This is a genomic window from Photorhabdus temperata, assembly GCF_025384845.1.
GTDB classification, from domain to species: Bacteria; Pseudomonadota; Gammaproteobacteria; order Enterobacterales; family Enterobacteriaceae; genus Photorhabdus; species Photorhabdus temperata.
Genome location: NZ_JAJAFX010000024.1, coordinates 66,465 through 78,234, shown reverse-complemented (window position 1 = coordinate 78,234; position 11,770 = coordinate 66,465). Strand labels below are relative to the sequence as shown.

At 42.6% G+C, this 11,770-nt stretch carries 10 protein-coding genes and 2 tRNA genes; 9 read left to right on the top strand and 3 right to left on the bottom strand.

Features of this window, described 5'->3' with window-relative positions; translation table 11 throughout:
* Window positions 1-192 precede the first annotated feature (192 nt).
* Together LGZ99_RS11300 and LGZ99_RS11295 are read left to right on the top strand one after the other, a co-directional pair.
* Window positions 193-269, top strand: a tRNA-Asp gene (locus LGZ99_RS11300).
* An 8-nt stretch (window positions 270-277) separates the two neighbouring features.
* Window positions 278-353 (top strand) — tRNA-Trp (locus tag LGZ99_RS11295).
* Window positions 354-654: 301 nt separating this feature from the next.
* Here LGZ99_RS11295 and LGZ99_RS24815 read toward each other — a convergent pair.
* A complete protein-coding gene (locus tag LGZ99_RS24815) occupies window positions 655-798 on the bottom strand; it encodes a transposase (protein ID WP_152552743.1) in 144 nt (47 codons plus the stop codon).
* Between the two features lie 686 nt (window positions 799-1,484).
* Window positions 1,485-2,321, bottom strand: coding sequence for an HTH-type transcriptional regulator HdfR (gene hdfR, locus LGZ99_RS11290; RefSeq protein WP_036839341.1), 837 nt, complete (start codon window positions 2,319-2,321; stop codon window positions 1,485-1,487).
* A 125-nt stretch (window positions 2,322-2,446) separates the two neighbouring features.
* On the opposite strand from hdfR, the gene LGZ99_RS11285 reads away from it, so the two are divergent.
* Window positions 2,447-2,785 carry a MaoP family protein gene (locus LGZ99_RS11285; RefSeq protein WP_021322838.1) on the top strand — a complete coding sequence of 113 codons (339 nt, stop codon included), beginning with the start codon at window positions 2,447-2,449 and terminating at the stop codon, window positions 2,783-2,785.
* A gap of 47 nt (window positions 2,786-2,832) precedes the next feature.
* Here LGZ99_RS11285 and LGZ99_RS11280 read toward each other — a convergent pair whose 3' ends face one another.
* Window positions 2,833-4,356 carry a YifB family Mg chelatase-like AAA ATPase gene (locus LGZ99_RS11280; RefSeq protein WP_023043627.1) on the bottom strand — a complete coding sequence of 508 codons (1,524 nt, stop codon included), beginning with the start codon at window positions 4,354-4,356 and terminating at the stop codon, window positions 2,833-2,835.
* A gap of 650 nt (window positions 4,357-5,006) precedes the next feature.
* Between LGZ99_RS11280 and ilvL the strand changes: the two genes are divergently transcribed.
* The 6 genes from ilvL to ilvA all read left to right on the top strand — a co-directional run bounded on the left by ilvL (window position 5,007) and on the right by ilvA (window position 11,581).
* Window positions 5,007-5,105 (top strand): ilv operon leader peptide, encoded by a 99-nt coding sequence (ilvL, locus tag LGZ99_RS11275; protein ID WP_036844375.1) that lies wholly within the window; start codon window positions 5,007-5,009, stop codon window positions 5,103-5,105.
* 139 nt (window positions 5,106-5,244) lie between these two features.
* Window positions 5,245-6,891 (top strand): acetolactate synthase 2 catalytic subunit, encoded by a 1,647-nt coding sequence (ilvG, locus tag LGZ99_RS11270; protein WP_036839339.1) that lies wholly within the window; start codon window positions 5,245-5,247, stop codon window positions 6,889-6,891.
* Window positions 6,888-7,145, top strand: a complete 258-nt coding sequence (ilvM, locus tag LGZ99_RS11265; RefSeq protein WP_023043625.1) for an acetolactate synthase 2 small subunit — start codon at window positions 6,888-6,890, stop codon at window positions 7,143-7,145. Before ilvG ends, ilvM begins: the two co-directional genes overlap by 4 nt.
* A gap of 23 nt (window positions 7,146-7,168) precedes the next feature.
* The gene (locus tag LGZ99_RS11260) at window positions 7,169-8,095 is read left to right on the top strand and encodes a branched-chain amino acid transaminase (RefSeq protein WP_021322833.1); all 927 of its coding nucleotides are present in this window, start codon (window positions 7,169-7,171) and stop codon (window positions 8,093-8,095) included.
* A 68-nt stretch (window positions 8,096-8,163) separates the two neighbouring features.
* Entirely contained in the window at window positions 8,164-10,014 is a 1,851-nt protein-coding gene (gene ilvD, locus LGZ99_RS11255) for a dihydroxy-acid dehydratase (RefSeq protein WP_262979120.1), read from the top strand.
* A gap of 4 nt (window positions 10,015-10,018) precedes the next feature.
* Complete coding sequence (ilvA, locus tag LGZ99_RS11250) at window positions 10,019-11,581, top strand: threonine ammonia-lyase, biosynthetic (RefSeq protein ID WP_262979119.1); 1,563 nt, start codon at window positions 10,019-10,021, stop codon at window positions 11,579-11,581.
* Window positions 11,582-11,770 lie beyond the last annotated feature (189 nt).

The window sequence follows — 11,770 nt, the reverse complement described above, 5'->3', positions numbered from 1 at the left end:
TTGGCTTTGTGTGATGAAGAATGACACAGAGTGTTGTGGGTAGAAAGTCGGACAAAATCGCTGAGAGTGATTTTAAACGTCGCGGAAAGCGGCGGTCCGAAGGGCGAATGGCAGAAGAGCCGTTCGTAGACTGCCCTGATTGGCATTGAAACTTTATGTTGTGGTAACAACATAAAGAACAAGAAATTCGGTGGTGCGGTAGTTCAGTTGGTTAGAATACCGGCCTGTCACGCCGGGGGTCGCGGGTTCGAGCCCCGTCCGCACCGCCACCTTATTTAGGGGCGTAGTTCAATTGGTAGAGCACCGGTCTCCAAAACCGGGTGTTGGGAGTTCGAGTCTCTCCGCCCCTGCCAGTTACAAACTAAGTAATAACTAAGGTAGTTCGCAATATTGATAACCCAGCTAAATAGCTGGGTTTTTTCTTATCTGTACTGTACATAATGAATACATATCACCTTGGTAGATGTTATTTTTTGACCGTGATAATTAAGGGGTGACTCAGAGTAGAAAGTCTTCTGGGTATCTGGCAAGGGAAATATTAGTTAGACACAATATATTGATTTAACGAGTAAAAAACTATTTAAACTTAATATCTTTATTGTCACTTTTACATACAGAGAAAGCATCTCTTGACTGATCAATTAAAGGGTGTTGCTAGTATAGGAAACTGATCGGGCTACGATGTTTTAAGTATTCTATATGAGAAATATTTCTTAACGTAATAAACATCGTTTCAATTAGATAATATTTTTTCAGTATTATCCGCTCCCATAGTAATGAAAATTTTCCTTTATCCATTTATGGATATTTATTATCAGTGTGGCTTCTTACATATTTCATCAATAAATAGGTCTTACATGGTGATAAATAGAGGGATAGTTAACTATAAAAAACTGTGAAAGATGTAATATTTTGAGATCTTGTTTATAAGAGAGAAACTAGGTGGTTGATGCATCTGAATCTATTCTCAACTTATTACTGATGCTATTAGTGTACAAATTGCTGACAAAAATTATCGACTTTGCTGTAAAATTTTTCTGAGTTAATTATGTTTAAAGTATTTGCGTCAATTGAGTCTTAGTGAACACTCTAATCGTGACAGTTTTCTTATTAAATGAAGTTCGGTTTAAAGTTTAAAACAAAATTTACCTAAGTCGAATGGCAAGGTAAGAGTATTGAGTATCCAGACGATGAGGGCAGGTTCGTTTAGTCAGTTATTCAAAATCATCTTACCCTGCTTCACTGTGTTTTTGGGTTTTCTGATTCAAGTCACAGTCTTAAATCATGACATAGTGCGTAGTAAGTGAAAATTATTTGGCAAACAGGTGGATATGTGGAAGGATGGCGAAAGTAATCCCGCCTCCTGCGCGATCTAGAATCTTGTTCCCTTTTACTATTTTCGTTTCTGTTTCCGCGTAACACTCCTATCTGGGAATCTTGCAGAACATAGATCCACTAATTGAATGAGTTGCATAAAATGCTTCTTAATCTCTTGTAGAAGTATTGATGACAGCTATTTTTAATAGCTGCTGAATTAATGCTTGTTGATCGTTGTTCTGTAACCATATAGCGTATAATGGGCGTTCAATTAGTTCGGTATTTGGGTAAGAGACAAGTTCTGAATATTCGTTTTGCCAGTGTATTGGTAGGAAGGCGGCTCCTTTGACACTATTGAGCAGTTGGCGAGCTATATGTGCTGAAGTGGTTGTGATTATGGGCAATTGTTCACTTTTTAAAATCCGTTGTTCTTGGTGATGGAAATCAGCTCCCCATTCTAATTTGATGTAGTTTTCAATTTGGTATTTCAGATTTTCTTCTGTCGTTAATAATTTCAGGCAAATATTTCCTAATAATAAGCTTTGGAATTCATCCATTTTAGGTGGTTCAGTCGTTATTAGTAGATCTAACTCACGCGAATGAAGTTGTTTAACAAGGGATTGCCGCGTAGAAACCCGGGATTCTAATCTTAGTTCTTGATGTCTTTTATAGAAATCCTGTAGCCAAGGAGTTAAATATGCTTCCCATAATGATGCGGTAGCGCCAATTGTCAATTCAGTATGTTGAGATGCATGTGTTATCTCTTTTTTAGCCAACTGCCAGGTATTCATCAGTGATTCTGCATACGGCACAAGGCGTTCGCCAGCGGCTGTAAGACGGATGTTATTGCGATGACGTGTGAAAAGATTAGCACCTAATTGGTTTTCTAATTGGCGTATGCGAAAGCTGACTGCTGACTGTGTCAGGTATAGTGATTCGGCTGCCCGACCAAAGTGACGAGTTTTACTGACCTCCAGAAAGGTTTTCAGTAATTCGGTGTCCACATGTTTCTCCAATAATTTTTATCGTTAAGATTTAAATGTTTTGTTTTACAGAACGCCAGGCCTATCTAATACTCCGCGCCATAATTAGCATGATAGTAACAGTAATAGAATTAGGAGTGTGTCAGATGGCCGAAAGCTTCATCACGACTAATCGTTTTTTTGATAACAAACATTATCCTCGCGGGTTTTCCCGCCATGGCGATTTCACCATTAAAGAGGCGCAATTGCTAGAGCGTCATGGTCATGCGTTCAATGAGTTAGATCTCGGTAAACGTGAGCCTCAAACAGAAATAGAAAAACTGTTTGTTGCTGTTTGCCGTGGTGAACGTCAGCCTGTGACGATGGAAGAAAAAGTATGGACCAAATATTTGGCAAGGATTAGTCGTCCAAAACGTTTTCATACCCTGTCAGGTGGTAAGCCTCAGGTTGATTCTTCTGATGACTATACCGACACTGATGATTAATATCATCACAAGTTATGAGTGCAGGGGCTTTGCCCCTTTTTTCATTTTTAACCTGATTGTTTTTGTAACTGTATTAATAGCCTGTCCATACTACGGTAGCTTAAGGCTTCCATAATGTGTGGTTTTTCTATCTCTTTTTTCCCTTCTAAGTCGGCGAGTGTCCGGGATGTCCTCAGAATTCGATGCCATGCCCGGATGGAAAGACCTAACTTTGTTAGTGTTTCTTCCAGAAATACGGCATCGTTAGGTTTGAGTTTACAAAATGCTTCGGTCTCTTTACTGTTCAGATGAGCATTAATTTTTCCACAGCGTTTCAATTGTATTTCTCGCGCTGTCAGTACTCTTAATTTTACATTTTTGCTGCTTTCGCTTGATCTAACTGGGCTACTCAATGTTCCAATGGGTAACAGAGGAACTTCAATTGAGAGATCAAAGCGATCTAAAAAAGGCCCGGAAAGTTTTGCCAGGTATCGAAGTATTTGCTGAGGATTACTTCGATTATGAATTCCTTGATGATGGCCTGTAGGGCTGGGATTCATTGCTGCTATTAATTGAACCTGAGCAGGAAAACAAACTTTTGCCCTGGCTCTGGATATGATTATTTCCCCTGACTCCAGTGGTTCTCTGAGGGCATCAAGGACTCTGCGTTCAAATTCAGGAAGTTCATCCAGAAACAGCACACCGTTGTGAGCAAGTGATATTTCACCGGGTTTAGGAAGTCCACCACCGCCAACCAGCGCTGCCATTGAAGAGCTGTGATGAGGCGCTCTGAATGGGCGTGTATGCCATTGTTCCGGTGGAAGGTAGGTATCTACCAGGCTATTGATAGCGGCAACCTCAAGGGCTTCTTTGTTTGTTAATGGCGGTAATAAACTGCATAGGCGGCTTGCCAGCATCGTTTTTCCTGTCCCAGGTGGGCCAAGTAGTAAAAGATTATGTCCGCCTGCTGCTGCGATTTCCAGTGTGCGTTTTGCTTGTTCCTGACCAATAATATCCTGAAGATCCGGTTGTGATTGTTCTGTTGAAAATTCATGCTGGATTGTTGTTGTCAGCAGTTGTTTTTCTCCTTGAAGAAAGTGGCAGATATGCAAGAGGTGTTCTGCCATTAACGTTGCATCCTGAGATAAGATTGCCAGCTCTGTTCCGTTTTCTGTCGATAGAATAAGTTGCCTGCCTGCGTCTCCCGCGCTTAGTGCAGCTGGAATTGCGCCATTAACTCTCCGTAAGCTCCCGGATAGCGCGAGTTCACCAAGAAATTCATAACGGTTCAGTTTATCGGCAGGTATTTGTTCTGAAGCTGCCAGAATAGCGATAGCAATCGGCAAATCATAACGGCCACCTTCTTTGGGAAGGTCTGCGGGTGCAAGATTGACGGTGATTCTTTTAGGCGGATAGGTAAACCCGCTGTTGATCAACGCGCTTCTGACACGATCTCTTGCTTCTTTTACGGCTGTTTCAGGCAAACCAACCAGAGTTAATCCAGGTAAGCCATTACTAATATGCGCTTCAACAGTAACAATGGGGGCATGAATACCTATCGTCGCTCTGGTATAAATAACAGCGAGGGCCATCCTATTCTCCTTAGTAAGAAAACGCATATGATGGGCTGAATTGAGATAATAAATAGTGTCTTATTATTTTTTTGCGAGACGGCTCTAAGAAATATTTTACTAGGTGACTAAAAGAATTTTTTTATTAGGTTTTCATTAGATGGTTTTTATTTAAGTTAATTGATTTTATTTGTTTTATATTCGTAATTTTAATCATGAAATTTATTTTTCATATTATTTCCATGATGGTTTTTTATTGTTTTGATATTGGTTTTTTATTTGTTTTGGATTCAAATTTTATATTTAATTATAGTGATTTTATATATTTTCACAGTGGGTTAAATTAGTATTTTATATATTTTGCTTTATTTATTAACTGGGATTGTTGTCACCCAGGTGATTAATAATAAGATCTTTATTTGGTTTTAGCTGAATGGTTTGTTTTATTTGTTATTTATTAATGTGATATATTGTTTTTATATAATAATCTGGATTTTATCACCTAAATTTAATTCATTTATGGGAAAATAATCCAATTTGTAATTATCTAATTGAAAATAAACAATATTTTTTCATGCTGAAGAATAAAACAAAATAAAAGTTGTCAAGCTATGAAGAACGTGATAACTCTTAAATATAGATTAAACAAACGAGTTAAAACGGTCAAGATTATGAACATATTCGTCCAAGTGATTAGCCTAGTTATCGTCAGCGTGGTGGTGATTATTATCCCACCGTGCGGGGCTGCACTTGGACGAAGAAAGGCTTAGACGAACAGCCAGATCTCTCGAAGACCCCCGCACCGAAAGGCGCGGGGGTTTTTTTTTGGCAAGCAAAAATCAGTTAGAGACAAAAACATACAACAGAACAAAATCTTGTCTCACAGGGTAAACACAGGGGATATGAAAAATGAACGGGGCGCAGTGGGTTGTAAAAGCATTACGAACGCAGGGTATTGATCAGGTTTTCGGCTACCCTGGTGGTGCAATCATGCCGGTTTACGATGCTTTGTACGATGGTGGCGTGGAGCACTTACTTTGTCGGCATGAACAGGGCGCTGTTATGGCTGCAATTGGTTATGCGAGAGCCAGCGGTAAGCCGGGAGTCTGTATTGCCACATCCGGGCCGGGGGCAACAAACTTAATCACTGGATTGGCTGATGCGTTGTTAGATTCTATTCCTGTTGTCGCTATCACTGGTCAGGTTAGTTCTGAATTGATTGGAACTGATGCCTTTCAGGAAGTCGATGTTTTAGGTCTCTCCCTTGCTTGCACCAAACACAGCTTCTTAGTGGACTCCCTGGAAAATTTACCTCAAATTATGGCTGAAGCCTTTTCTATTGCAACCAGTGGTCGACCTGGCCCGGTTTTGGTTGATATTCCTAAAGATATTCAGCTGAAAGAGGGAAATTTAACCCCACATCTGGTTCCTGTTGAGCAAGATATACCCTGTACTGAAAATGAATTAGAACAAGCCCGGAAGATGATTGCGGCTGCGGCAAAGCCAGTGCTGTATGTTGGCGGCGGAGTCGGTATGTCTCAGTCAGTTTCTGTTTTGCGTAATTTTGTTGCGAAAACAGGTATGCCGGTTGTTTCCACGTTGAAAGGTTTGGGTGCTGCTGATACTGAACATCCATGTTATCTGGGAATGCTTGGGATGCATGGTACGAAAGCTGCAAATTTTGCTGTTCAGTCATGTGATTTGCTAATTGCCGCAGGTGCCCGTTTTGATGATCGTGTGACTGGCAAACTCAATACCTTTGCACCGAATGCAAAAGTTATTCATCTGGATATCGATCCGGCAGAGCTGGGGAAATTACGTCAGGCTCATGTGTCATTGCTGGGGGATTTAAAAGCGTTGTTGCCTCGTTTACAGCAACCAATATCAATTATGTCCTGGCAGCAGGAAGTTAAGCGTCTGAAGGCTGAATATCCTTGGTGCTACGATCATCAGGGGGAGGCTATCTATGCACCTTTGTTATTGAAGCAGGTTTCAGATCGTAAAACATTAAACACGGTTGTTACCACCGATGTTGGACAGCATCAGATGTGGACAGCTCAACATATGACTTTTGATGGGCCTGAAAATTTTATTACATCCAGTGGGCTGGGATCGATGGGATTTGGTATCCCTGCTGCGATTGGTGCTCAAATTGCCCGACCAGAGGATATGGTGATCTGTGTATCCGGTGATGGTTCTTTCATGATGAATGTTCAGGAATTGGGGACAATTAAACGCAAACAGTTACCAGTAAAAATTTTACTGTTGGATAACCAGCGGCTGGGAATGGTGCGGCAATGGCAGGAACTGTTTTTTGATAAACGATATAGCGAAACAACATTAACGGATAACCCTGATTTTGTCGCATTAGCGAAAGCTTTTGGTATTCCTGGGCAACATATCACTGATAAATCACAGATTGATGAAGCTTTGGATGCGTTATTCAACAGTAAGGGACCGTATTTATTACAGGTATCCATTGAGGAATTAGAAAATGTTTGGCCGTTGGTTCCTCCCGGTGCAAGCAATGAAACTATGTTGGAGAAATCATTATGATGCAGCATCAACTTGCAATCCAGGCTCGTTCCTGCCCTGAAATATTAGAACGTATCTTACGAGTAACGCGTCATCGTGGATTTCAGATATGTTCAATGAATATGGATCAAACAATGGATGGCTATAATGTTAATATCGAATTAATTGTTGCCAGCCAAAGATCTGTTAATTTGTTGTCTTCACAATTGACTAAATTAGTGGATGTCGCTGGTGTCAAGATTCTGCAACCGAAATCACAATTAATACGTGCATAACGTAGAAATAAAGGAATAAGAGAATGACGAAGCAATCCGATTACATTTGGTTCAATGGCGAGATGGTTCCTTGGGCAGATGCTAAAGTTCACGTAATGTCACATGCTTTACATTACGGTACGTCGGTTTTTGAGGGAGTTCGCTGCTATGACTCTTATAAAGGGCCAGTCGTTTTCCGCCATCGTGAGCATATGCAGCGTTTACATGATTCTGCAAAGATTTACCGTATGCCCGTGAGTCAGAGTGTTGATGAATTGATGGAAGCGTGCCGGGCAACTCTTCGTAAAAATAATTTAGTCAGTGCTTATATACGTCCACTGGTCTTTATTGGGGATGTTGGAATGGGGGTTAATCCACCCGCCGGTTATAAAACTGATGTCATTATTGCCGCTTTCCCGTGGGGAGCTTATTTGGGAGAAGATGCATTGGATCAAGGAATTGATGCTATGGTTTCTTCATGGAACCGTGCGGCGCCAAATACAATACCAACGGCTGCCAAAGCGGGTGGTAACTACCTGTCTTCTCTTTTGGTTGGTAGTGAGGCCCGTCGTCATGGATATCAGGAAGGTATTGCTCTGGATGTTTATGGTTATATCTCTGAAGGCGCGGGTGAAAATCTGTTTGAAGTAAAAGATGGTGTATTGTTCACTCCACCCTTTACCTCAGCTTCATTACCAGGAATTACCCGTGATGCCATTATCAAACTAGCGAAAGATTTGGGGTTGGAAGTTCGTGAACAGGTATTGTCGCGCGAATCTCTGTATCTGGCGGATGAAGTTTTTATGTCTGGTACAGCGGCTGAAATCACACCTGTTCGCAGTGTTGATGATATTCAGGTTGGTATTGGTAAATGTGGGCCAGTCACCAAGAAGATTCAGCAAGCATTCTTTGGTTTGTTTGATGGCACAACAGAAGATAAATGGGGCTGGTTAGATCCAGTAAATCCTTAATAAAACTATAAATAATTTAACGGGCGGTTCGTTCCCCGCCTGTTTTGATAACACGGGAGTGAAGAATAATGCCTAAGTACCGTTCTGCCACCACGACTCATGGCCGCAATATGGCTGGGGCCCGCGCTTTATGGCGTGCGACAGGGATGACCGATGCAGATTTCGGTAAACCAATTATTGCGGTAGTTAACTCATTTACTCAATTTGTACCGGGGCATGTTCATTTGCGGGACTTAGGTAAATTGGTTGCCGAGCAGATTGAAGCATCAGGTGGTGTTGCAAAAGAGTTCAATACAATAGCGGTGGATGACGGTATCGCAATGGGGCATGGCGGTATGCTCTATTCTCTGCCATCACGCGAATTGATCGCTGATTCTGTCGAATATATGGTGAATGCTCACTGTGCTGATGCCATGGTGTGTATTTCTAACTGTGACAAAATCACACCAGGTATGTTGATGGCAGCCTTGCGCTTGAATATTCCTGCGATTTTTGTTTCCGGTGGCCCCATGGAAGCCGGTAAAACAAAATTGTCGGATCAGATTATCAAATTGGATTTGATCGATGCCATGATTCAAGGTGCAAATCCTAATGTCAGTGACGAGGATAGTCATCAGATTGAGCGTTCAGCTTGCCCAACCTGTGGTTCCTGTTCTGGGATGTTTACTGCTAACTCTATGAATTGTTTGACAGAAGCTCTGGGGCTGTCTCAGCCCGGGAACGGTTCGTTACTGGCGACTCATGCGGATCGTAAGGTGCTATTTCTGAACGCGGGCAAACGTATTGTCGAGCTGACTAAGCGCTACTATGAGCAAGATGATGACAGCGCTCTGCCGCGTAATATCGCAACGAAAGCTGCATTTGAAAATGCGATGATGCTGGATATTGCCATGGGCGGTTCAACAAATACTGTACTTCACTTACTGGCTGCGGCACAGGAAGGGGAGGTTGATTTTACTATGGTGGATATTGACCGTCTGTCTCGTCAGATTCCTCATTTGTGCAAAGTTGCCCCAAGCACACAAAAATACCATATGGAAGATGTCCATCGTGCGGGTGGTGTGATGGGTATTTTAGGTGAGCTGGATAGAGCCGGTCTGTTGAATCGTCAGGTTAAAAATGTTTTGGGGTTGAATTTGCTGCAAACGCTTGAGCAGTATGATGTGATGCTGACGGCAGATGAATTGGTAAAGAAAATGTATTCAGCAGGTCCAGCGGGTATCCGTACTACTCAGGCATTTTCACAGAATTGCCGTTGGCCTTCTTTGGATATTGACCGTGTAGAAGGTTGTATCCGTGACCTCAAACATGCATACAGTCAGGATGGTGGCCTTGCAGTTTTGTTTGGCAATTTGGCTATAGATGGCTGTATTGTAAAAACCGCCGGTGTTGATGAGAACAGCTTGACATTTCGTGGGCCAGCTAAAGTTTATGAAAGTCAGGAAGATGCGGTTGATGCGATCCTGGGGGGTAGAGTTGTTGCTGGTGATGTGGTCGTCATTCGTTACGAAGGACCAAAAGGGGGGCCGGGAATGCAGGAGATGCTGTATCCGACGACGTATCTGAAATCTATGGGATTGGGTAAAAGCTGTGCATTGATTACAGATGGCCGTTTCTCCGGTGGTACCTCTGGTTTATCGATAGGCCACGTTTCGCCAGAAGCCGCTAATGGTGGCTTGATCGGTTTGGTCCAAGATGGCGATATCATTGATATTGATATTCCACTGCGGAAAATCCAACTTGATGTGGATGAAAAGACACTTGCTGCCCGTAAAACGGTGGAACTTACCCGCGAAGATAATGCGTGGACGCCGAAATCCCGCGAGCGCCAGGTATCTTTTGCCCTGAGAGCTTATGCTTCATTGGCGACCAGCGCGGATAAAGGGGCTGTCCGCGATAAATCTAAGCTAGGGGGATAATTGCATGGTTGCATTCCGTCCCTTAACTTCTGCACCAAATGGTGCAGAGTACTTGAAAGCGGCGTTAAGCGCGCCTGTCTATGAAGTTGCTCAGGTGACGCCTTTACAGGAAATGAAGAAAATTTCTACCCGTTTGGAAAACACTATTTTGGTAAAACGGGAAGACCGGCAGCCTGTTCACAGTTTCAAGCTTCGTGGCGCTTACACTATGATTGCGGGTTTGACTGAGGAACAAAAAAACCGGGGGGTGATTACGGCATCAGCTGGTAACCATGCTCAGGGGGTTGCGCTTTCTGCCAATCGCCTGAGAATTAAATCCCTGATTGTTATGCCGGTTGCCACTGCGGATATCAAGGTCGATGCAGTCCGTAGTTTCGGTGGAGAAGTTCTGTTATATGGTGCCGATTTTGATGAAGCTAAAGCTAAAGCAATAGAAATGGCACAGAAGGAAGGTTATACCTTTGTTCCGCCGTTTGATCATCCTGATGTCATCGCAGGTCAGGCGACACTGGCGATGGAACTTCTGCAACAAGATGTGCATCTGGATCGAATCTTTGTGCCTGTTGGCGGTGGCGGTTTAGTTGCTGGAGTTGCTGTGTTGATTAAGCAACTGATGCCAGAAATTAAAATTATTGGGGTGGAAGCGGAAGATTCAGCTTGCCTGAAAGCAGCGATGGAAGCCGGGCATCCGGTAAATTTACCAAGAGTTGGTCTGTTTGCTGAAGGTGTTGCTGTTAAACGTATCGGTGATGAAACTTTTCGTTTGTGTCAGCAATATGTGGATGATGTTATCACGGTGGACAGTGATGCCATTTGTGCTGCGGTAAAAGATCTGTTTGAAGATGTGCGTGCAATTGCTGAACCATCCGGTGCATTGGCACTGGCTGGATTGAAAAAGTATGTTCAGCAGCATCAGCTCAAAGGTGAGCGGCTGGCACACATTCTTTCCGGTGCTAACGTAAATTTCCACGGGTTACGTTATGTTTCTGAGCGCTGTGAATTGGGGGAGCAACGGGAAGCACTGTTGGCCGTGACTATTCCTGAACAAAAGGGTAGTTTTCTGCGTTTTTGTCAGAAATTGGGCGATCGGGCGGTAACAGAGTTTAATTACCGCTATACGGATGCGGATCCTGAACAAGCTTGTCTTTTTGTTGGTGTCCGATTGAGTCGTGGTGAAGTGGAGAGACAGGAAATCATCAAGGAATTATGCACCGCAGGATATCAGGTTGCAGATCTTTCAGATGATGAAATGGCGAAATTACATGTCCGCTATATGATCGGTGGTCGTCCATCTAAGCCATTGAGTGAGCGTTTGTATAGTTTTGAGTTCCCTGAATCACCGGGGGCCTTGCTGAAGTTTCTGCAAACGTTGGGAACTTACTGGAATATTACATTATTTCATTATCGCAATCATGGTACTGATTATGGTCGGGTGTTAGCGGCATTTGAATTGTCAGGAACAGAAGTGCGTTTTAAGCGTCACCTTGATGCGTTGGGCTATGGGTATCACGATGAAACGGATACTCCTGCGTTTAAATTCTTTTTAATGGGTCAGTCAGTCATCTGAAACAGCTGGATGATGATAAGCATTTTGACGATGAAAAAACATGTTTCGTAGAACAACAAAATAGCGCCTTGAAAGGTGCTATTTTGATAAAGTTTTTTATTCACTGAGGTTTCACTGGGAATAGTCCTGGATTCTTTAACTATGGTTATTAGTGCTGATGAGGTAGTCATCCAGTTTATTTTGTTTTAT